At 50.1% G+C, this 22436-nt stretch carries 15 protein-coding genes and 1 pseudogene; 12 read left to right on the top strand and 4 right to left on the bottom strand.

Translation table 11 applies throughout. The features are described 5' to 3' along the window. Positions 1-260: 260 nt before the first annotated feature. The gene (locus BWI93_RS04400) at positions 261-1967 is read right to left on the bottom strand and encodes a M14 family metallopeptidase (protein WP_094808930.1); all 1707 of its coding nucleotides are present in this window, start codon (positions 1965-1967) and stop codon (positions 261-263) included. Positions 1968-2253: 286 nt separating this feature from the next. Between BWI93_RS04400 and BWI93_RS04395 the strand changes: the two genes are divergently transcribed. From BWI93_RS04395 to BWI93_RS04345, 11 genes and pseudogenes are all read left to right on the top strand, one after another. Then, a complete protein-coding gene (locus tag BWI93_RS04395; protein ID WP_094808929.1) occupies positions 2254-4317 on the top strand; it encodes an OmpA family protein in 2064 nt (687 codons plus the stop codon). A gap of 147 nt (positions 4318-4464) precedes the next feature. After that, positions 4465-6201: a glycosyltransferase family 39 protein gene (locus tag BWI93_RS04390; protein WP_094808928.1), complete on the top strand. Its 1737-nt coding sequence runs from the start codon at positions 4465-4467 to the stop codon at positions 6199-6201. A gap of 99 nt (positions 6202-6300) precedes the next feature. Further along, on the top strand, positions 6301-7119 hold the full coding sequence (locus tag BWI93_RS04385; RefSeq protein WP_094808927.1) for a transketolase: 819 nt from the start codon (positions 6301-6303) through the stop codon (positions 7117-7119). An 80-nt stretch (positions 7120-7199) separates the two neighbouring features. Next, positions 7200-9184 (top strand): annotated as a pseudogene (locus BWI93_RS04380) (GDP-mannose 4,6-dehydratase). 88 nt (positions 9185-9272) lie between these two features. Continuing rightward, complete coding sequence (locus tag BWI93_RS04375; RefSeq protein ID WP_094808926.1) at positions 9273-10169, top strand: transketolase family protein; 897 nt, start codon at positions 9273-9275, stop codon at positions 10167-10169. 34 nt (positions 10170-10203) lie between these two features. Then, entirely contained in the window at positions 10204-11835 is a 1632-nt protein-coding gene (locus BWI93_RS04370; protein ID WP_141217353.1) for a hypothetical protein, read from the top strand. A 245-nt stretch (positions 11836-12080) separates the two neighbouring features. Next, positions 12081-12827 carry a glycosyltransferase family 2 protein gene (locus BWI93_RS04365; protein WP_094808924.1) on the top strand — a complete coding sequence of 249 codons (747 nt, stop codon included), beginning with the start codon at positions 12081-12083 and terminating at the stop codon, positions 12825-12827. 54 nt (positions 12828-12881) lie between these two features. Next, positions 12882-14273: an NAD(P)/FAD-dependent oxidoreductase gene (locus BWI93_RS04360; RefSeq protein ID WP_094808923.1), complete on the top strand. Its 1392-nt coding sequence runs from the start codon at positions 12882-12884 to the stop codon at positions 14271-14273. Between the two features lie 151 nt (positions 14274-14424). Beyond that, entirely contained in the window at positions 14425-17142 is a 2718-nt protein-coding gene (locus tag BWI93_RS04355; protein ID WP_094808922.1) for a hypothetical protein, read from the top strand. A 78-nt stretch (positions 17143-17220) separates the two neighbouring features. After that, positions 17221-18651 carry an MBOAT family protein gene (locus BWI93_RS04350; protein WP_094808921.1) on the top strand — a complete coding sequence of 477 codons (1431 nt, stop codon included), beginning with the start codon at positions 17221-17223 and terminating at the stop codon, positions 18649-18651. Between the two features lie 41 nt (positions 18652-18692). Further along, positions 18693-19715: a hypothetical protein gene (locus tag BWI93_RS04345; RefSeq protein WP_094808920.1), complete on the top strand. Its 1023-nt coding sequence runs from the start codon at positions 18693-18695 to the stop codon at positions 19713-19715. Here BWI93_RS04345 and BWI93_RS04340 read toward each other — a convergent pair. Both BWI93_RS04340 and BWI93_RS04335 read right to left on the bottom strand, forming a co-directional pair. Next, entirely contained in the window at positions 19707-20294 is a 588-nt protein-coding gene (locus BWI93_RS04340; protein WP_094808919.1) for a carboxymuconolactone decarboxylase family protein, read from the bottom strand. The genes BWI93_RS04345 and BWI93_RS04340 overlap by 9 nt on opposite strands. Positions 20295-20395: 101 nt before the next feature. After that, complete coding sequence (locus BWI93_RS04335) at positions 20396-20950, bottom strand: peroxiredoxin (RefSeq protein ID WP_094808918.1); 555 nt, start codon at positions 20948-20950, stop codon at positions 20396-20398. Between the two features lie 198 nt (positions 20951-21148). Here BWI93_RS04335 and BWI93_RS04330 point away from each other — a divergent pair, with 198 nt between their 5' ends. Beyond that, positions 21149-22084 carry a hydrogen peroxide-inducible genes activator gene (locus BWI93_RS04330; protein WP_094808917.1) on the top strand — a complete coding sequence of 312 codons (936 nt, stop codon included), beginning with the start codon at positions 21149-21151 and terminating at the stop codon, positions 22082-22084. An 85-nt stretch (positions 22085-22169) separates the two neighbouring features. On the opposite strand, the gene BWI93_RS04325 is transcribed toward BWI93_RS04330, so the two are convergent. Beyond that, complete coding sequence (locus BWI93_RS04325; RefSeq protein ID WP_094808916.1) at positions 22170-22421, bottom strand: hypothetical protein; 252 nt, start codon at positions 22419-22421, stop codon at positions 22170-22172. Positions 22422-22436: the final 15 nt, after the last annotated feature.

The following is a 22436-nucleotide window of genomic DNA, read 5'->3' as shown; positions in this document are numbered from 1 at the left end:
TAGCGTATGAATGGAGAAGTGCCTGTCTGGGTTTGACTGCGTTTCAGGTCTGAGTACGTTTCAGGTTTAATGAGGTTTCAAGTTTGCGTAGGTTTTTGGTTTAAATGGGTTTGAGGATTGGTATGCTTTGAAGGTTTATTCAAGCGTAGATCATACTATACTTGCTTTTACTTCATCCTACCTTTTTAAACGTTATCAAACCCTTTCAAACCACCTCACACCTTTTCAAACGCTAGTCAAACCACCGCAAACACCCCTCCTTATTTCAGATTAACAGTAACTTTGGATGAACCTGCCGGTGCCGACGAAGCTTCGATGGTGAACGTTCCCGTACCCGATACCAGCCAGGTCAGTTGCTCGACGCCATTACCGGCAATCGCAGTGCGAACCAGCTGATGCGTACGACCCGATACCAGCTTCTGATTTTTGGCGGGTGTCGCCACGATCTTCAGACGGTCTTCGTACTTCACGCGGTTACCCAGTTCGGAGTGCGTCGGCAGTAAGCCCTTGTTATGCACATCCACCGTAATGCGGTTCAGACCCGGCGACAGCGTTTCCGTTTGTACATTCACGATCTCCACTTCAGGCATGGCTTTGGCTACGCTCAACAGGAAACTGGCGTGTTTCTCGGCCGCTGGCGTCAGCATAGCCACGGGTGGGTTCCATTTGACGAAGGGTACCAGTCCACCGACTTCCACTTTCTTATTGGGAAAATCGGGGTGTTTGATTTCCTTCCATTCTACAAAGGCTTCGATGTTATGGGCTTTCGCCCATTTCAGCAGTTCTACGTCTTCTTCCGAACCCAGGGCCGGACTCGCGGCGGCTCCGCGACCAGCTCCCATACCGGGCCGTCCACCGGGTGCTGGCGTAGCTCCGGCCGGACGAGGACTGCCCGCCCGAGCAGTATCCTTAGGCATCCACCAGCCGGGCGTTGAAAAACTCAGCTTCCCGAAGTGATAGTACGCCCAGGAAGGGAAGTCGCCTTTCGTAGACGGTAAGCTCGGAGCGTCTTTCAGTCCAGTCGCCGTGTACAGCTTGCTCACGTATTCATTGACAGCCACATCTTTCGCCTGCCAGCCTTTTACGACCCGCTGATTGGCCTTCATCGGATCAAACTTGTAGGCTTCAGTCAGGTTGTTGGAAGGACCGAACGTTAGAATGGCGTACACGTTTTTGTTCTCGTACAACCAGTCGATCAAAGCCCGGTTTTCCAATTCCGATACGGGGTAATCACCTGAACCGGGCTTGAAGGGCTCGTATTCGAACGTAAAGTTTTTATTGAGGTGAATTCCGCCGAGTCCGTCCTCGTTGAACGCCCCGTCTTTGTCATTATCGATGCCTTCGGTATACACCAGGTACTGCCCCTGTTCGCCCTTGGCGGCGTCTGCTTTCACCAATACGCGAGGGTCTCCTTTGGCTACACGGTAGGTTCCCGTCGGATCTTCAATTCGGATTTGGGTAATGAGCCCATCGCCATTCAAATCTTCCGGACCGTCTTCATCCACACGACCGTCCCGATCTTCGTCCACGGGCCGGGCCGTAGACGAACGCTCGTACTTCAGTTTAGCGAAGTACTGAGCCGCCGCGTCGGGGTTCAGATTGGGTAGAAAGTAGAAGGTTTTGCTCGAAAGAAGTCGGGCTACGCTGTCGGAAGATGCTCCGCTCAATAATTTTTCTGCGGTTTGCAGAGTTAATTCTGTACCGGCCAGGTGCCAGCCTTCCAGATTGGCGACAATCACGACCGCCGGTTTTTTGCCGCGATCGCCCTGACCCACACTCAGTACCCAGAGGTCTTTTCCAGTAGATGTTTTGCCGATGGATTGCAGGGAAGTTAGGTTCTTGTACTGGGCGTTAAGTTGCTGAAGGCGTTTGGTTAAAGCCGCCTGGTCGGTATAGCCAGACTGGGCCCACAAACGGCCTCCCAGCAGCAGGCCAAGCCCAAGCGTGCTGATGAAGCGTTTTCTCATAAGGGGTTATTTGATTTTATTTGAAACTTGAAAGGGGGCATTCGGCCCATCTTTTCACTGCAACAGCCAGAGCTGTACCGAAAAAAAACAACGTTTATTTCCCGCTTCCAGACAAAAATAGATGTTGGTCCGGGCGTTCACTTTGGTTTTCTTCTAATTTTCGACTAAAATCGAAAGAACAGAGATAAGAGGTCTGAGCTTTTGCGTTAAGAAGTACCGGAGCAACCCATTTTCTGCGTACCACCACCTAATTTCTGCAGAAGGGTTACTCCTTTTATCACCGTCTTTGATTCATGAAACGAGCGATTGGGCTAGTAGTAGTTTTATTTTTTGGGGATTTAGCCTTCAGGCTCAACGTATCTACTGGGCTTCGAAAGTCATACAGGTTTCTTCTGAAACAGCCAGTAATGATCCGGCGTACCGTGCGGTACAGGTGTTGGGCAAACCCAATACGGGTCCTTACGCAGGTCCTAGTAAGGCTGCCTGGCAACCGGCCCAACCCGATTCGGGCGAGGAATTTGTCAAAGTAGCTTTCGATACGCTCACCCGCATCCGGCAGGTGATTGTGGTTGAAAACTTCGGAGCGGGCTGTGTACATCAGGTTTGGGCCAGCGACGAAAAGGGTGCTGAAAAATTAATTTTTTCTAATACGGAAGCTGTGCCAGCGAGCGAAGGAAAGATCTGGTCGATCAAGCTTCCGGCCCTTACCCCCTACCGGGTCTCCGCCATTCGCGTAGTACTAAACACCGCCCGCCGACCGGGCATGAACCAGATTGATGCCATCGGCATATCGCTGGGTGCGGAAACATACCAACCCGTCATCAAACTAGCCAACAGCCGATTTCCGCAGAAACTGGTCAAGGAAAACCTGGGCCCGGCCATTAACTCGGCGGCCAAAGAACTGAATCCCATCATTGCCCCGGACGGTAAAACGCTCTTTTTTACGCGTTGGAATCACCCGGATAATATGGGCGAACCCAAGGCTGATTATCCGGACGCCCCGGAAATGAAACCTCAGGACATTTGGTTTGCCCAGAATCTGAATGGCGTCTGGCAACCGGCTCAGAATATCGGAGCCCCCCTTAACAATAAAGATCATAATGCCCTCTGCTCCATTTCTGCTGATTCCCGCACGGCTCTGCTGCTCAACCAGTATATGCCAAACGGTGAGATGCAGTTCGGCATATCTTCTTCCCATAAAGGCCAGACGGGTTGGTCTTTCCCCAAACCGGTCATTATTGAAAACCTGAATCTTATCCCCAACAAAAAAGGGTTTTTCACCACTGAATATTCTTTATCGCCCGACAAGCGGACCCTGCTCATGGCCATTCAACGCAGTGATTCACGGGGTAGCCGGGATTTATACATTTCGTTCCTGCAAAAAAACGGACAATGGTCTACACCCCGTAACCTGGGTCCGGACATCAATACCGCCGAAGAAGAAGGCTCACCTTTTCTGGCGGCGGATGGGAAGACCATCTATTTCAGTAGCCGAGGCTGGCCAGGATACGGTGAGCAGGACATTTTCGTAAGCCGACGTCTCGACGATAGCTGGCAACGCTGGTCAGAACCGGAAAACCTGGGACCGGACATCAATACACCGGGTTGGGATGGTTACTTTACGGTACCCGCTTCGGGTGATTATGCGTACCTGTGCTCGGACCAGAATTCGCTCGGATTCGAAGATATTTTTCGGATCCGCATCAATGAAGCCATTAAACCCGAACCGGTGGTCATTGTTTCGGGTACCGTGCTCCATGCCTATACGCTCAAACCGATCACGGCCGATGTGATCGCTCAGGTGCTGGAAGGTAAAAAAGATAGTATCCAAACGGAGTTTAATCCCGAAACCGGGGAGTATAAATTGATTCTGCCACTCAAGAAACTCTATGGTCTGAACTCGTCAAAAGAGGGCTTTTACGCCCAAAGTGAGGAGCTGGATCTGCGGAATGAAAAACGGTATCGGGAAGTACGTAAGAACCTGCTTCTGGTTCCCATGGAAAAAGGCACCCGAATCGTCATGAATACGGTTTATTTCGAGCAAAGTCAGCCCGAAGTTGATTCGGCTTCCTTTGCAGAACTACGCCGACTCGTTCAGGTCATGAAGGAAAATCCCAACATGCAGATTCTGATGGAAGGGCATACCGACAATCAGGGTGATTTCAATGCCAACCTGGTTTTATCCCAGCAACGCGTCGAGCATATCAAGAGCTTTTTAGTATTCAAAGGCATTGCCGCCGACCGGGTTCTCTGCAAAGGGTATGGGTCGAGTCGCCCGATCACCAACAATTACAGCGAGGAAAACCGACGACGAAATCGCCGGGTAGAATTCACGATTTTGCGGAAATAACCCCGGATTGCACCCTTTTAAAGCCCGCTTCCTGACAAAGGACCGGGAGATGAGCTTGCTTTCAAATCCATTCTTGATTTGCAGGACTGTGGGTTTTTAATCATTTTCGCGGCTGATTCGGTCTAACCGGACTGAATACATGGTGCCATGTCAAGACCCACTATCTACCTTCTTCTCTCTGGAATTCTTATCCTTGCGGTCGGTTTACGTCTGTATACGCTCAGCGATTACAGTCTGTTTTTCGACGAAAAATCAACCCTGCTGGTTTCGCAGGGCGTACCGCTGGAGGGGGCCAATCAACCGGAATTACACCAGAAATATTTTACCCCCAAGGATTTCTGGCGACCCAAGCACATGGCTGATTACTACGAAGCCATCAACCGGAGTGACATCGGAAATTCTCCCGCGTACTACGTGCTGTTTCACGCCTGGGTGGCTTTGTTTGGCATGAGTGACTTTGCGGTCCGACTGCTTTCGGTCATTTTCAGCGTTCTGACGGTGGCTCTGGTCTTCCGGTTCACGCAGAAACACCTGAAAAGCGATCGAATGGCCCTGTTTGTGGCTTTATTAATGGCCATCGAGCCGTTTTTTGTCGCTTACAGTCATCAGGCCCGTAACTATTCGATGACGTTCTTCTTTACGCTGCTGGCTACGGACGTTTTTCTGGATATTGTTCGCTCCACCAGACCTGTTCACTGGACCAGATTTCTCTGGTACGGATTGCTGGCCTGGCTGGTGTGGTTCTGCCACTTCCTGGGCATTGTCGTGATTGGTATTCACGGCTTGTACGTATTGCTCTACGTCCGGAACGTGCGAATCTGGATGGGCTTAGCTCTTTCTCTGATTTTTCCGGTACTGGGCATGGTCTGGTGGATGTCGCCCGGCAAAGGCGGCGAATACACGTTACACACGCTGAAGTATCAGGGAGAACTTTACAAAAAAATTGCGGATACGCAGACGGATAGCATGATCACCCAGGCTACCCTTCCGAACATCTGGAAGAAACTGGCTCCGGTATTAGCTGATCAGTTTTGGGTGAGCAACGGACTGGCTAGCCGCCTGAGTGGCAAGCGAAATTTGATTATCCTATCGATTACCACCGTACTTTCCCTGTTTGCCATTTGGCAGTACCAACGCAAACAACAGTTTCGCTGGTCGCTGATTGCGATTATATTAACCATCGTATCCCTGTTTTTATACACGACTCAGCCCTTTGCCTTCCTGGCTTTCCAGAGTTCGATGATTTTGGCGGGTGTTCTGCTGGTGTACGCGTTCAAAAACCGGGCGGTGGCCGAACGCCCTTTACTGGTCTTTTTTGTACTGCTTACCTTTTTACCAACCGCTTTTCTGGTGGTCATGTCCCTGAAAAACGGACATACCTTTGGCATTACGCAACGCTACGGTGGCTTCTCCTTTCCGTATGCGTTAATCCTGATTGCCATTGCCTTACGTGAAAGTAGACGCCTGCCGCTCTGGAGTAAAGCGGTCGTGGGTGTGGCCTGCGTCGCTCAGATGGGCTGGCTGGTTCAGGTTTTACAGGAAATTTACGAAGACCGATCACCCAAGTACACATACCGTTCGGAAGCACGGATTGCGAATCCGTACTGGGCGGCGGCTCAGGAGATCAAAAAGCTGTACGCTCCCGGCGATACCATCCTGTACCCCAGCGGTGTGAAGGATGTGTATGGATCAGCGGATGAGTACACAGCGAACATTAAAATCTCGATTCTGGACGCTCAGTTGACCAATGTCTACTTACCGAAAGATGCCTCGTATTGGCAACGAATTGACTCCCTTGAGCAGGATAAGTTGTATCTTTGGCAAAAATCAACGGGCCAGAAACGTCTGATTTTCGATTTTGAACGTTCTAAATATCGGTACTAAGGTTGCTTCGCACGAAAAGCCTTCCGGTACCGACCTTAGCATAAGCCCTCTACGGGTCTGACTACCATTAACCATTTTCAACTGCCAGCCTTACTTTCCATGTTGGAAACTGAATTGAAACAATTAGCCGGGGAACTGCGACTAAAGACGCTCGAACTCTACAAAATGGCCAATGCCGGTCATATTGGCTGTTCGATGAGTTGCCTTGATTTGATGATCGGATCGCTCGTCAAACAAAAGCGGGATTCGGAAGTCTTTATCCTGTCCAAAGGGCACGCCGCAGCGGCTTTGTATGCGTGCCTGAATCATCTCGGTGAAATTTCGGACGACACCCTCCAGACGTTCTACAAAAACGATACAACGCTTCCGGCTCACCCCGCTCCTAACAAGCATACGGGTATTCCCTTTGCCACCGGCTCCCTGGGCCACGGTTTGCCCATTGCCACGGGCATTGCGAAAGCCAACCAGCTGAGCGGCGTGGATGCATTGACGTTCGTTTTGATGTCGGACGGGGAAACCAATGAAGGGACAACCTGGGAAGCTTTACACTTTGCCGTAAACAATCAGCTCGATCAGTTAGTAGTATTAATCGACCGGAATCGTTTGCAGGGATTTGGCCACACCCAGGATATTCTAGGTGATTCGGCGGACCCCCGCAAATACGAAGTGTTGGGAGCTGACGTCGTTGAGATCGATGGCCATGACATTGCTACGATCATTCAAACCATTGAACAGCTACGTACCCAACGCAACGGCAAGCCGAAAGTAGTCGTCGCCAATACCATCAAAGGCAAGGGTATCTCGTACATGGAAAACCGCATGGAATGGCATTACCTACCCATGTCCGCAGACCTGTACGCCCAGGCCCAAAAAGACGTCATCGAAGCGTATCAACTATCTGTAGAACACGTTCTTTAGTTTACAGTTGTCGGTTTGCAGTGTTCAGTTGGGTTTCTTCCTGAAAACTGAAAACTGAAAATTGTAAACTACCCTATCTAATGACCGAATTATTACGTGACGATATTTTGCAGTTGCGAGGGCCCATCTTCGTGTATGGAGCCAGTGGGTTTATCGGAGCTGCCCTGTTTGAAAAGATTTTCGCCGTTCGCAAGGACGTGTATACCCTTACCCACGACGCCCGCAAAGCCTGGCGACTGAAATTACTCGACGTACCGGCGGAGAATGTCATTCACTGTGACATTGTTTCTCCTACGTCCGTAAAGGGGGTTTTCGATGAACTGCAACCCAAAACCGTCTTCAATCTGGCGGCGTACGGGGCGTACTCCAAACAGCAGAATATCATTCTTACCTACGAAACCAACGTCATCGGTACGGTAAACATTCTGGAAAACTGTACGCCGGAGACCGTGTATATTCACGCGGGCAGCAGTTCCGAATACGGCTTCAACTGTACGGCTCCCGCCGAAACGGATCCCGTAGAACCGAACAGTCACTATGCCGTATCGAAGGTTTCTTCGGCGTATCTGATTCAGTTTTATCACCAGGTACAACGGAAAAAAGCGGTCAACTTACGGCTGTATTCCATTTACGGCGATTGGGAAGAACCCGACCGCCTGATTCCACGTCTGGTGGAGAACGTTCGCAAAGGACAACTACCCCCGCTGGTATCCCCCGAAATTTCCCGCGATTTTGTGTACGTGGATGACTGTATTGCCGCCTTTGTGAAAGCGGCTCTGGCCGACTTCAACGTCATTGGCGGTAATTCCTATAATATTGCATCCGGGGTGAAAACCACCATCGCCGATCTCGTCAAAACCGTACAGGAACATTTCGGGATCAACCAGGAAGCGGTCTACGGCACCATGCAAAACCGCAAATGGGACCTGGCCGAGTGGTACGGCGATCCTTCAGCCGCCCGCCGGGATCTGAACTGGGAAGCCCAGTATACGCTGGCTCAGGGTCTGCGACGCACTTACGATTGGCAGGAGCGTCATCAGTACGAAGAACGCATCATTCCGGCCTTCCAGAATCCGTACCTGAATCCGGTGATTTCGGCCATTATTGCCTGTTACAAGGATGCCCAGGCCATGCCTTACATGTACGAACGCCTCGTGAAGACGTTCAATGCCATGAAGGTGCGGTACGAAATCATTTTCGTCAACGACCGCTCGCCCGATAATACGGAACAAGTGCTGGAAGAGTTGTGTGCCAAAGATCCTAACGTAATTGGCATTACGCACTCGCGGAATTTTGGCAGTCAGTCGGCGTTCCTGAGTGGGATGGAAATCTCAACGGGCGATGCCGTTGTCCTGATGGATGGTGACTTACAGGATCCACCGGAGATTATTCCCGACTCTACGAAAAGTGGCAGGAAGGCTACGAGGTCGTCTACGGAACGCGGGTACAGCGGGAAATGAAACCGCACATGCACGTATTTTACAAACTCTTTTACCGGATTTTCCAAAGTCTGAGTTACATCCCCATCCCCCGCGATGCCGGTGATTTCTCCATGATTGACCGGAAAGTAGTCAAAGAACTGGTCGCTCTCCCCGAAACCGAGCAATTCCTGCGGGGATTACGGGCCTGGGTGGGCTTCAAGCAAACGGGCGTTCCCTACGTACGGCCCGAGCGGATGTTTGGCGTATCGACCAATAACTGGCGGAAAAACATTGGCTGGGCGAAAAAGGCCATTTTCTCCTTCAGTTTCGTACCACTGGAACTGATGAGCTACGCGGGTTTTACGCTCACGGGACTTTCCGTACTGGGCATTTTCTATCAGATTCTAGCCAAGTACTTTTTTGCACCGGATACCCCGCAGGGCTTTACGACGGTGATTATCCTGATTACGCTATTCGGCGGTTTAACCCTGATGGGTCTGTCGTTCCTGGGCGAGTACATCAGTAAGATTTTTGAAGAAACGAAAAAACGGCCCAAGTTCATCCGAACGATCGTCCGTAAAGGCGGAAAGAAATACCAGACGTCCGAAGAAATCAAAACGCTGGTCACGCAGCAGAAAAAGTAATGTAGTTTACTGTTTTCGATTTACCGTTTTCAATTGAACAGTGCTTTCAACTGAAAACGGTAAACCGAAAACTGACAACTAATTCCTCATGAGAAAAGAATTTAGTGAAGCCATTGAAAAACTGGGAGCGGCGGATGAGAGACTCGTATTCATTACGGGTGATTTAGGTTACAACGCTCTCGAAAATGTACAGAAAACCCTGGGGCCCCGCTTCATCAATGCCGGTGTCGCCGAGCAGAATATGGTCGGTATGGCCGCCGGATTGGCCTACCGGGGTTACAAAGTTTTTTGTTATTCCATTGCTCCGTTCATCGTGTATCGCTGCCTGGAGCAGTTCCGTAACGATGTTTGTCTGCATAACCTGCCCGTTTTTCTGGTAGGTAATGGGGGTGGATACGGCTACGGAATCATGGGTAGCTCCCATCACGCCATTGAAGATATGGCGGCTCTGAGTCCGCTGCAAAATGTCAAGTGCTGGGTACCCGCCTTTGCCGACGAAGTGGAACTCAGCATCGAAAGCATGGTACGGGAAGCCCGTCCGGCTTATCTGCGACTGGGCTACGGAAAAAACACGCCTTCATTCGAACGTGAATCGGGTTCCTTCCGCATTTTGCGTACCTACCCCGATGCTCAGGGTACGGTGGTGGCCCTGGGACCGGTGGCTCAGAATGTACTGACGGCTCTGGAACAATCGGGTCAGCCCTGGAACCTGCTTACGGCTCTCACCCTGCCCTTACAGCTCACGGATGAAGTAGCCACCTTACTCGAATCTGCGGGTCACGTGCTGGTGGCTGAAGAACACGTCAGCATTGGTGGACTGGCTCAGCAATTATCAGTACAGGTACTCGAACGCGGACTTTCGCTGAAATCCTTCAAAAGTCTGCGGGCCGAGGGCTATCCGGGTGGGTTGTACGGCGATCAGGCGTATCATCAGCAACGTTCTCACCTCGACCCCGACTCTATTCTTCAAGCCTTAACCCTGTAATTGAAGCGGCCCCTCGCGGGCTTTGATTTTCGGAATGTCCCTTAAAAAAAGTATCGCTTTTGTGGCTCTGCTGGTCGGTCTGGTACCCATTTTCTGGTACTTCAGCCTGCTTCATACCTACGCACTTAATATTCCCAAATGGGATGATCACGGCTTACGGGCGTTCATCGAACGGGTGGAGTCGGCGGAAACCCTGGGGCAGGTATTTCAGGCGTTCTGGCGACAGCACAATGAGCACCGGATCGTGTATGATCGAATCATTTCCTTTCTGGATTACACGCTCACGGGCAAGCTCAACTTCGTGCACCTGATGTGGGTGGGCAATGCCTCGCTGCTGCTTTTGCTGGTGGTTTGGGGGAAAGCCCTACAACCGTATCGCTCGCTGGCCTATCTCTTGCCGCTGCCTTTTCTGCTGTTCAATCTTTCGCAGTGGGAAAACATGTACTGGGGTATGGCTGCTTTGCAGAATTTCAGCGTCGTTGCCTGGGTCGCGTGCGGACTATACGCTTTGTCTTATCACCGTACGCTGGGCTGGGCCATAGGCTGGGGAATACTGGCGGGTATTACCAGTACTAACGGTTTGCTACTCTGGCCCATCGGAGCAGTGCTGTTATTCCTTCGTTCTTCCCGAAAGAAAGCCTGGCTGTGGACGGGCCTGGGCATTCTTTTCTGGATTTTATATTTCCTACATTACAATAAAACCGAGCAGCCTACACAACCGGTTACCAATAAAGTACTGACCTTCATCCGGTCGGTCCTGCTGTTTTCCGGTTCCGTTGCCGAACCCTTATGGCCCCGCAAGTCGACACTGGTGGTACTGGCGACCGGAGCCCTGCTAGTACTGGCTGCTTTGGGTATGACTACGCAACTGAGCTGGAAGGCCTGGCGTTTGAAACTGACTTCACTGGATACTTTTTTACTGGGTATGCTGGCCTTCGTTGGCGGCACGACAGTAATGGTAGCGATTGGACGGATGGGTTTTGACGAAGCAACGTTCATGACCAGCCGGTATAAAATTTATACGATTCTGCTGACGATGCTGGTGTATACCTGGCTACTGATGCAAGTCTCGACTACCGTACGAAAAGCAATTGGGGTTACGGCGAGTGTACTGGGCGTAGCCATTCTGCTCGGTTGCTATTCGTATTTTTATGATGATACGCTTCGCCTGCGTAATCAGTTGCTGAGTATGCAGTTCAACTGGACGTACCCGCGGGTACCCGTAAAAGAGCCCCTGATCAATGACCCGGCTCCGGCCTGGTATGATGCGTACGCAGATGACATGATTAAAGGTGAGTTTGCCCGCTGGAAACCCTACCCGATCTCTCTACAACCGTCGGCAGCGTATACCCTGCTGACGAGTGAAGGCGTGCCGACTGGAAAGGATTTCCTTGATTCGTATTACCTACTGCGTAGTCTGAAAAAATCGTATCTCGTACCCTTTGGTTTTACGACGACAACTCAGCCCTTTGCCTCTCCGACCCGTGAGCAGTACGTTCAGCCCGTTTCGCAGACTGCCGTTTCACACGCGGAGTACGAGCCGGGATTATATCTGGTTTTCGTGATTCGGCAGACTGCTACGGGTTCTCCCCGCTTTTACCAGACGGGGCGGTCCATTCATATTCAGCCACGACCTCAAACGCCAGCCTTACCCCAGAACTGGTAAGTTAGATGGATTAAGGAATTGTTATGATCCTTGAGGAAGGTACTTTTAATCCATAGCATTGAAAACAAAGCTTCCATCTTAAAGTTATACTATAAACCAGGGACATGGCTTGAAAGCGTTTGACCTTATTTCGACTGAAACCAACGAAGCTCAGGAGTATAAACCTGATTCATCGAAATATTGCACTACCTTTGCGGCATCAACCTATATCATGTTGCCTTTAGTCCCCAACCAATAGTTATTTCATGTCTGTTCTGCTATCCATTGTAATGCCTGCCTACAACGAGGAGGAAATCATTGAAACCGTTGTTCAAAATTGGTCGGCATTCCTTGAAAAATATTTTCAACCCCTTGGCGAAACCCGCCTGATTGTTGTAAACGACGGTTCTAAGGATTCAACTGGAGCCAAACTAGATCAAATCGCTCCGAAATATCCCCTTTTGATGGTTGTCCATCAAAAGAACGGAGGACACGGGAATGCGGTCGTTCATGCCTACCGGAAAGCCGTTGAAATTAATTCGGAATGGGTGTTTCAAACGGATTCCGACGATCAGTTTGTGGCGGAAGATGTCCTGAAACTCTGGGAGAAACGCAACGAATCCGAGTTCATCATGGGCTTCCGTCAAGTACGGCACGATGCGACATTCCGGCTTTTTGTAACCCGGGTTTTGAAGTACTCGCTGTACGCCGTTTACGGTACGTTTATCTCCGATAGTAACATCCCCTTCCGTCTTATTAAAGGAAGTTTGCTGAAGAAGCTGCTCGCTCAGCTTCCAACGCCACTGCCGTTTGCTCCTAATATCTTCCTGGCCATCATGGCTCGTAAGGCGGGTAACAAAACCTTCGATATCCCCATTACGCACAAGGAACGGGCAACCGGTGAGGTCTCCATCCAAAAAATGAAATTATTGAAAGTGTGTTGGCAAAGCTTTCAGGAGCTCTTTAAATTCCGCCAGGAGCTTAACTCGAAAGTGAAAGCCATCAAATCCTAGTGCTAGTAACTGTCTAACTCTACCATTCTGACTCATTTAGAAAATTATTCAGGCATGAATTATCAGTATGTAATTATTGGGTCAGGCCCAACGGGCCTGGGGGCGGCGTATCGTTTGAAAGAACTGGGCATTACCGATTTTCTGGTTCTGGAAAAAGAAGACCACATTGGAGGGCTCGCCACCAGTTTCGTTGATGAACAAGGCTTTACCTGGGACGTAGGCGGACACGTCCAGTTTTCTCACTATAAGTACTTTGACGACCTGATGCTGAAGGCTCTCGGAGCCGATGGCTGGTTGACGCACCAACGCGAAAGCTGGGTCTGGATTGAGAACCGTTTCGTACCCTATCCCTTCCAGAACAACATCAAATACCTCTCGCAGGATACGATGTGGAAGTGTCTGGATGGCCTGATCGACCTGTACAAGAATCCTTTCCAGGGTAAGCCTAAAAACTTCCGCGAGTGGATTTTGGCTACGCAGGGTAGAGGTCTGGGCGAGGTTTTCATGTTCCCGTATAACTTCAAGGTTTGGGCCTATCCGACCGAAGACATGAACGCTGTATGGGTAGGCGAACGCGTATCCGTTGTGGATTTGCACCGCATTACCAAAAATATCCTATTCAATAACGACGATTATTCCTGGGGCCCCAATGCCACCTTCCAGTTCCCCAAACATGGCGGTACGGGAGGAATTTGGGAAGCCGTAGGTGATCTGGTGGGTCGCGAAAACATTCTGCTCAACGCCGAAGTAACCAGCGTTGATGCGGAACAAAAGCAGATTACGCTGGCTGACGGTCGTACGGTAGGCTATCAGACGTTACTGAATACCATGCCCGTTGATTTGTTCACAAAAAAGGTACAGGGCCTCGATCCAGCCGTTGTGGAGAAAGCTCAGGGTTTGAAACACTCGTCAACTAACGTGATTGGTATTGGTCTGAAAGGACAGCCCAAAGCGGAACTGGCGACGAAATGCTGGATGTACTTCCCCGAATCCAATAGTCCCTACTACCGGATTACGGTATTCTCGAACTACTCCCCCAACAACGTACCCGACATTAACACACAGTGGTCATTAATGGTGGAAGTGAGTGAGTCACCCAAGAAACCTGTGAACCAGGAAACGCTGATGGCTGAAACCATCCAGGCGTTGCTGGAAGATGGATTGATTGAATCGGCCGACGATATCATTTCTAAATTTCATATTCGCTTCGAGTACGGTTATCCCACGCCAAGTGTTGAACGCGACGGCATTCTGAAAACCGTATTACCCGCTCTGGAACCCTTTGACATCTATTCCCGTGGTCGCTTCGGTGCCTGGAAGTACGAAGTTTCCAACCAGGATCACTCCCTGATGCAGGGCGTGGAATGGGCCAACCGGGTAGCGATGAACGTACCCGAACTTTCCCTCTTCTTCCCAGACACCGCTAACGCCATGTGGGGCAAGTAAGCTCAATTTTTATTTGAAGTTTCGACGAGGAACCTTTTATTCGCTGCCAGTCGGGAAACCGACTGGCAATTTTATTAAGTTGTTCCGTACATTCGGTATTACATACGGTGGCTCATGCCCCGCTCACCGATTTTCTAAAAATTGACCCTTAGTGAAGCGTATTTACTGGATTCTGGGCCTTGCTATCGTTATCGGATTAGGTTGCTGGGCGTACTACCGCTGGTCAACGAACGAACGCTCGGCCTGGGCATACATCCCGGAAGATTATCTGTTAGCCGTCGAAAGTACGGAACTACAGAATCCGTCCGAGCCTCTGCGTTCGTACCAGATGAAGCTTTCCGATTTACCGATTCTGGAAGAAGCTCAGGACGCCCTGAGTGTGCTTCGGCAGGCGGTGACGGACACGGCTCAGTTGTCGAACTTCCTGCACGGTAAAACCATCACATACGCTCTGCACGTAGAAACCAGTAGTACCGTTAATTACGTACTCTACATTCCCTACCAGGCTCAGGATCAGATCTTTTTAAGCCAGCTCAATTCCCTCAATTCCAAAGCTGTACGGGGTCTTACCCATCAAACGGCCAAACAGGCCATTACCGACGTTACCATTGCGGCCAGCCGTAAACGGTTTTCGTTCATGCAATACGATAACTATTTGATCTTGAGTCCGTCTTCGCTACTGGTGGAAAACGTGGCCATGAAAATCAGTAAGTTACTCGATGTTCCGGCCACTTCGCCACCCGTACCTGCGGAGTATGTTACTGCGAAAACCAAACTCTGGATGAATGGCCCGGCGTTGAAGTTACTGGCCGGACGGCTCATGAATCAGCAATCGCCCGGAGGAGCCTTATTGTCGCTACTGCCCACGAATACGGCGTTTCAATGCCAGGTCGATGGCCTACGGAAAGAACTATCGGTTCAGACCACCACCACCCTTCCGGAAGCCAATCCCTACTGGCATACCTTCGACGGCCAGCAGTCGGGCAGCATGCTCAGTCAACGCTTCATTCCCAACGGAACGGCCACGATGGTGAAGCTCAACCTGTCGGACCCTATTGGCTGGGCCAATCGTTTTATCCGCTACCAGCGAAAGCACGAATCCGAGCTGGCGGACCAGAAATCACTCTGGCAGGACAACTATCCCGTTACCCCTGATTCCATTTACTACCACGTCAATCGGGAGCTGGTGCTGTGCCGCATGGAAAGTGATGAACTCAACGAAGGTGGGAACCTGCTCCTGGTAAAGCTGAATCAACCCAAAGCCTTTATTCGCTGGATTCAGAAAGATGCTGCCGCTATTCGGGAACACGAAAAAGCTCCCCGTTTTGAAGAACTGGTTGCCGGAAACGTTGTGCGGCAATTACTACTGACAGAAGTTCCGGCGGTGTGGTTTGGGAGTGCTTTTCAGGGCTTTCCCCGCACCTATTACACGATCGTAGATGGATACGCCGTCTTTGGCAGCAATGTGCAGGTGATCCGAAACTACATCATGGATTACCGACGGGGAAACGTGTGGATGAATTCGGCTCAGGCTCAGGAAGTGCTGCGGCTTATGAAGCCCCAACCATTCACGATGGTTTTTAATGCCGGAAAATCCTGGTTTTCAGTTCTGAAAGGCCTCAAAAATGAGTGGAAAGGTCCGATTACCAATCTGGAAGAACCGCTCAAACGCCTGAATTTTCTTACCTGGCAAACCGGCGTTCGGGCGGGTAAAGTTGATCATCGACTCATCTGGACCAAAGGACGCATTACGACGGAACCGGGTCTGCTGCGAAAAGTATTCCTGCAAAAGCTCATCCCGAATCCGCTGGGTCGACCGTTGCAGCGAGAGCCATACGTGTACCGGAATGCCATTACGGGTACGACCGACCTGATCGTTCAGACGCAGGATCATGATCTGATTCCGATAGCCATAGGGGCGGCTCCTTCGGTGAAATTCCGGCTGTCGGGTCCGCTGGTTGCTCCCATTCAGTTGATGGACTACTTTGGGAAAGGACGCGATCAGCTCGTACTCTTCACCGCCGATCGCCTGTACATCCTGAACCCCACGGCGAAAGGCTATCAACTGTACGCGTCCAAACCCTTCAGCCGTTTGCTGGACTATCGGCTGACCATTTTCGATCAGACGCCCGAACGGCGTACCCAGTTTTCGGCCCTCGACGCCGAAGGACGACTATACACAGTCAGCAAAGCTGCATTCAACCTCGTTCCTTCCGGTACCATTCCCGATGTGCGGCACGCCTTGACTCCCATTACTCAGGTAACTACGCAGGGCGATTCGTACGCGGTGCTACTCGAACCGAATGGCCATTTGACGCTTACCAACGCGAAAGGCAAAGCTTTACCTCATTTCCCGATTCAACTCAAGCAAAACTTTGACGGGCCTGCCTTTGTCGAAACGACCGATCGCGACGCGGATTTCTCCCTGCAACTGGTCAGCGTTTCTGGTGAAATTCTAAAAATGAATCAGGAAGGCAAGATTATTCAGCACCGACAGCTGATTAAGCCCTCCCGCGAAACGCGTTTCCGGACATTATTAGAAGAAACCGGGAAGGATTGGCTCATTGTGCAGCAAACGAATCAGAACGTAACGATCTTGGATAAACAGGCCAATTCGCTCTTTAATATTTTCCCGATTACGCCGGAAAGTCAGTTGCGATACTTTGCTTTTGGAGCAGAAACGAAAATTTTATCCGTGACGGATTCGCGGGGTACTATGCTGTACAATTTACAGGGCGAACCGATGATTCAGGCCCCCATTCCGAGCCTTTACCCGGTTACAATCGAGTTTGCGGAGTCCTATCAGAAGCTGTTCATCTATGCCACCAGCGGAAAAGGAGTACAGATTCTGACGTCCAAAATCCGTTAATTCCAGGAGTCGATGCTCCTATTCCCATGAATTTCCAATCCAAACCGTTAGTTTTGGGCGTTTTTTATACGACTTCCAATGGTTTTTAATTCCCTTCAATTTCTTCTCTTTTTCGGAATCGTAACGCTTAGTTATTTCAGTCTCCGGTGGAGTGGACGCTGGCTATTACTATTACTGGCCAGTTGTTATTTCTATCTCATCTTCGTTCCCAAGTATATTCTGATTCTTTTTGGAACGATTGTCATTGATTACATCGCAGGTATCTGGATTGAAAATACCAAAAATCCCCGCAACCGAAAAGCGTTGCTTTTGCTGAGTCTGGTGGCGAATGTGGGGATTCTGGCTTTTTTCAAATACTTCAATTTTATTGCCGAAAATGTGGAAGCCGTTTTGCATCTGCTGGGCAATACGCGGCATATTCCACGGCTCGGGATGGATTTGCTACCGGGCATTATCTTACCGATTGGTCTGTCGTTTCACACCTTCCAGGCCATGAGTTACACCATTGAAGTGTACCGGGGCAATCAGAAAGCCGAACGCCATTTTGGGATCTATGCTCTGTACGTGATGTTCTATCCGCAGCTGGTGGCCGGGCCGATCGAACGCCCGCAGAACGTACTCTGGCAGTTCCACGAATACTTCCCTTATAATTGGGAGAATGTCAAGGAAGGGCTCATGCGAATGGCCTGGGGCCTGTTTAAGAAGGTAGTCATTGCCGAACGGCTGGCGATGGTCGTAGACCCGGCCTACGCCAACATTAGCGATCATAACGGTACGAGCCTCTGGGTGGCAACCATTTTCTACAGTTTCCAAATCTACTGCGATTTTTCGGGCTATTCAGACATCGCCATTGGAGCGGCCAAAGTGATGGGTTTTACCCTGATGGAAAACTTCAAGTCCCCGTACGAAGCTGCTTCGATTTCCGAGTTCTGGCGTCGCTGGCACATTTCCCTGTCTACCTGGTTCCGCGATTACATTTACATTCCGCTGGGCGGTAGCCGGGTGTCGCCCGCTCGCCAGTATTTCAATCGGTTTGCGGTGTTTTTTGTCAGCGGTATCTGGCATGGAGCCAGCTGGAACTTCGTCATTTGGGGTACCCTTCACGGGTTGTACCAGACGCTCGCCCAGATTCGGGATAAGTTCATGGAAAAACGGCGTATTCAGGTTCCTACGGCCCTGTGGTACCGTCTGTTTCAGGTCATTCTGACCTTTGGGCTGGTAACCCTGACCTGGGTATTTTTCCGGGCGGTAACGCTGGGAGATGCGTACCGCGTATTCAAAGGGCTGGCGTCCATTTCCATCCACGACACTTTACAAACGCCGCTCAACGCTACGGAAATGTGGTTTAGTATCGCCCTGGTCGCGTTTATGATATGGAAAGAGTACTGTTATTTTCTCATTCCAACGAAGAAAAATGGACCGTTCTGGACGGTATTTACGCTCCTGATTCTCAGCTGTTATTTCTTCGGAGTATTCAGTTCTAACCAGTTTATCTACTTTCAGTTTTAGGAGATTTCGGCCTGCCGGTATCATCCATACGCGAATACGCCATGGCCTCATTCGTACGCATTATTGCTCTGCTTGCTCTACTCGTCGTTTTTGCGGCGAGTACGTCTAAAACCCTCTATTTCACTGTTGGGAAAGAGGGTTATTTGCCCGATGATTACAAATACGGGGACTTGTACCGATTTACCAATCTGGCAGCGTTTAAAGCCGTACGTGAATCGTGTCGGAAATTATTTAGTGATCCTACGCCTCAGGCACCCGTGGCTTTGTACGCCATTGGCGATAGCTTTATGGAACCCGGCTCGGTGGATGCTCAGGATTTTCAGACCCGTACCTATACGTATACGCACTGGAACGATCATACGACCATTCATCTGGATACGTCTGTCCGTAATATTTTGCTGATTGAATCGGTCGAGCGGCATTTTCGGGAACACCTGGCGACGCCGGTTAGTAACTTTGTACTGAGCCCGCAGCCGGTCAAACCCGTCGAAAAAACGCATTCATACGAGGCCGATTTCGATGAGTTTATGACGGGGCCGAAGGATGTGCGACTCACCTACCCCGAAGAACGGCTGGATAATGTGCTGTTTAACTGGCCGGTCTTTCTACACCTGCGTGAATTCAAGGCCTGGATGAACCTCACTTTCTTCAATCGGGTCCATTCGATGACGACGATTACGCCCGATCATCAGCATTTACTTTTAAATCTGGATACGGATTCGACGGTGATTAATTCCAACTTTAATCCCGTCAGCGATAAAGAAATCAGTACGCTCATTAAGAATCTGAACCAGACTTACGAGAAGTACCACTCACTGGGTTTTGATGAGGTGTACCTGAGCATCATCCCCAATAAAACAACTATAGCGGCCAATTACCTGGGCCGCTATAATCATCTGATCGAACGCATTCAGTCGGATCCGCGACTGAAACTAAAAGTAGTGGATGCCTACCGACTCGTGCGGCCGCTGGGGCCTGCTGCGTACCAGCCGGGCGACAGTCACTGGACCTGCCAGAGCCGGGATTTATGGCTCCGGCAACTGAATCGTCAGCTCTTACAATAACGTCAGGAAGCTTTTGAAGATCGCGGCCAGACGAATAGCGTCAAATACGCGAGCCTGGGTAGCTCCGTGCTGACGAACGCTGGCTTCGTGAGAAGTTACGCACATTTCACAACCGTTGATGGCCGAAATAGCCAGACTCAGCAGCTCGAAATACTCCTTGCCCAGCACCGGATTCACCATGATGCTCATCTTGATACCCGCGGGCATTGTATTGTACGTTTCGGAATCCATGAAGTGACGGAAACGGTAGAATACGTTGTTGGCGTTCATCAAAGAAACGCAGGCTGCTACTTCCTGAATTTCCTTATCTTCTGCCCCTTCTGCTTTTGCAGCGGATTCGATGGCTTCAATCACGGCAGCCTGACTTTTCTCATTGATCGCCACGCCGAGGGCCATCAACAACGCTTCTTTCTTAGTCAGGTTCTGCGATTTCAGGACGTTCTGTACGTTGATACGCAGGTCCTTCAGGTATCGGTGATCCGTCGCATTCAGACGGTCGAGCCAGAGGCTTTCGAAAGTCTCGGGCAATTTAATCTCAGCGAGTAAGTTCTTTTTGGTTTCAGATGCAATGCCAAACATACGCTTGTTGTTTTTTGGGAAAAGAGGCGTGGCCTCTTAGAAAATAACCCTGACGATTGACTCACCAGGGTTATTAAATACTTTTGAAATATGTCCTGGACCTAGGCGTTGATCGTTTCTTCACCTTTTACCCAGTTGCAGGGGCAAAGTTCGTCGGTTTGCAGAGCGTCGAGTACACGCAGTACTTCGTCCACGTTACGACCTACGTTCAGGTCGTTAGCGGCTACGAAACGAACGATACCCTGGGGATCAACGATATACGTTACGCGGTAAGCGATTCTTTCGTCAGCAGTCAGGATGCCCAGCTCTTCCGCCAGTGACTTTGATGTATCGGCCAGCATGGGGAATTTCAGATCACGCAGATCGTCATGGTTTTTACGCCAGGCCAGGTGAACGAATTCGCTGTCCGTAGAAGCACCGATCAACAGAGCATCGCGATCGGCGAAGTCAGAAGCTTTCTGGTTGAAAGCAGCGATTTCCGTAGGGCATACAAACGTGAAATCTTTAGGCCACCAGAACAGCACCAGCCATTTTCCAGCGTTCTTATGATCTTCACTCGTGATATCATAAAATTCGTTGCCTTTTTCGAGAGATACAACGGCAGTTTTCTTGAATTCCGGGAATTGGGCACCTAAGCCCAGCATACCATTTGCCATGAGAAGAAGATGGTTTAGTAATGAATTACAGTAACAATAAAAACAATTTTTCCCTTGAATAATCCTAATCAATGTACTAATTTGCAATACTGGAAAAGGACGATCCCGGAAATGTTTTATTTGGTTTCGGCTGCAAAACAAGCCAACTTTACTCCATCATACAAATCAATTATTCTGAAGAAAGAATAAGTTTTTCTAATGACGATCACACAACTCGAATACTTGGTGGCCATTGCTGACTACGGTCATTTTGGGAAAGCCGCCGATGCCTGCTCGGTTACGCAACCTTCGCTGAGTATGCAAATTCAGAAGCTGGAAGACGAACTGGAAGTACAACTGCTTGACCGCAAGAAGCAGCCCACCCAGCCCACCGAGATCGGTGCGTTGATTGTACAGCAGGCCCGCCACGTGTTACAATCCTGCGAAAAACTCAAGGGCATCGTTGACGAACGCAAGAATGAACTCGCCGGCGAAGTACGGCTGGGCGTCATTCCCACGGTTGCTCCGTACCTGGTTCCTCTGTTTCTGAAGCAGTTTCTGACTACCTACAGCGATATTCGGCTGAAGATTACGGAACAAAATACGGAAAGCATCATTGAACAGCTGAAAAACGGGCAACTCGACATTGGCCTGATGGCTACGCCTTTTCAGGATGATATGTTGAAGGAATATCCGCTGTTTTACGAAGAGCTGCTCGTATACGTTTCACCCGAACATTCGCTCTACTACAAGAAATACGCGGTTCCTGAGGAGCTGGACCCCAACGAACTCTGGCTGCTGGAAGAAGGCCACTGTCTGCGTTCCCAGATTGAGCACCTCTGCCAGCTGACCCGGCAGGCGGCCGATCTTCACCAGATCGAATACAAGGCAGGCAGCCTGGAAACGCTCAAGAAAATGGTGAATACGTCAGGTGGCATGACCATTCTACCCGAACTGGCAACCCAGGATTTCACGGAAGACCAGCTCGAACTGATTCGGTACTTCCAGACACCTGCCCCCGTCCGGGAGGTCGGTCTGGTTACCAGCCGTAATTACCTCAAAGAAAAAATAGTAGCGGCTTTGTCTGAAGAAATTCAGAAAGTGGTACCCGCAAAAATGCTACGACAGCAAGAACGGGCCGTGGTTAGTTTATAACAAAAAACCTCGTACATGGATGTACGAGGTTTTTTTATAACGAAGGTTGGGACGATGATCACCGCTTAAGGCGGCAGTCTCAATCTCACTGGTTATTCTCTTTTTCCTGACGGATGATATCGCCTTCCTCGTCACTAGCCGTATACGATACATTTGGCTTGTTCGGGATTACTTCCAAACCACCCAGCGGTTCTTTTTTCGGACGTTCGCCCTCCTCTTCTACTTCTACCCGTTGGTTTTCATGGTAGACATCGCCCTCACCTTTTCCCGAAGACAAGCTGGGATTTTGTTGGTGCTTGGTTTGATTAGGATCGATTTTCTTTTCAGCATTTTCCATAGTCTCGTGGTATTG

Origin of the sequence: Siphonobacter sp. BAB-5385, assembly GCF_002261125.1 — a bacterium.
Taxonomy (GTDB): Bacteria; Bacteroidota; Bacteroidia; order Cytophagales; family Spirosomataceae; genus Siphonobacter.
The sequence above is the reverse complement of the archived record's forward strand: the minus strand, read 5'-3'. Positions and strand labels throughout refer to the sequence as shown.

Coding starts and splice junctions, on each gene's coding strand:
- BWI93_RS04350 (WP_094808921.1), top strand. CDS start 17,221: ATGGTTTTTAATTCCCTTCAATTTCTTCTCTTTTTCGGAATCGTAACG.
- BWI93_RS04345 (WP_094808920.1), top strand. CDS start 18,693: ATGGCCTCATTCGTACGCATTATTGCTCTGCTTGCTCTACTCGTCGTT.
- BWI93_RS04365 (WP_094808924.1), top strand. CDS start 12,081: ATGTCTGTTCTGCTATCCATTGTAATGCCTGCCTACAACGAGGAGGAA.
- BWI93_RS04370 (WP_141217353.1), top strand. CDS start 10,204: ATGTCCCTTAAAAAAAGTATCGCTTTTGTGGCTCTGCTGGTCGGTCTG.
- BWI93_RS04340 (WP_094808919.1), bottom strand. CDS start 20,294: ATGTTTGGCATTGCATCTGAAACCAAAAAGAACTTACTCGCTGAGATT.
- BWI93_RS04330 (WP_094808917.1), top strand. CDS start 21,149: ATGACGATCACACAACTCGAATACTTGGTGGCCATTGCTGACTACGGT.
- BWI93_RS04360 (WP_094808923.1), top strand. CDS start 12,882: ATGAATTATCAGTATGTAATTATTGGGTCAGGCCCAACGGGCCTGGGG.
- BWI93_RS04385 (WP_094808927.1), top strand. CDS start 6,301: ATGTTGGAAACTGAATTGAAACAATTAGCCGGGGAACTGCGACTAAAG.
- BWI93_RS04390 (WP_094808928.1), top strand. CDS start 4,465: ATGTCAAGACCCACTATCTACCTTCTTCTCTCTGGAATTCTTATCCTT.
- BWI93_RS04400 (WP_094808930.1), bottom strand. CDS start 1,967: ATGAGAAAACGCTTCATCAGCACGCTTGGGCTTGGCCTGCTGCTGGGA.
- BWI93_RS04325 (WP_094808916.1), bottom strand. CDS start 22,421: ATGGAAAATGCTGAAAAGAAAATCGATCCTAATCAAACCAAGCACCAA.
- BWI93_RS04375 (WP_094808926.1), top strand. CDS start 9,273: ATGAGAAAAGAATTTAGTGAAGCCATTGAAAAACTGGGAGCGGCGGAT.
- BWI93_RS04335 (WP_094808918.1), bottom strand. CDS start 20,950: ATGGCAAATGGTATGCTGGGCTTAGGTGCCCAATTCCCGGAATTCAAG.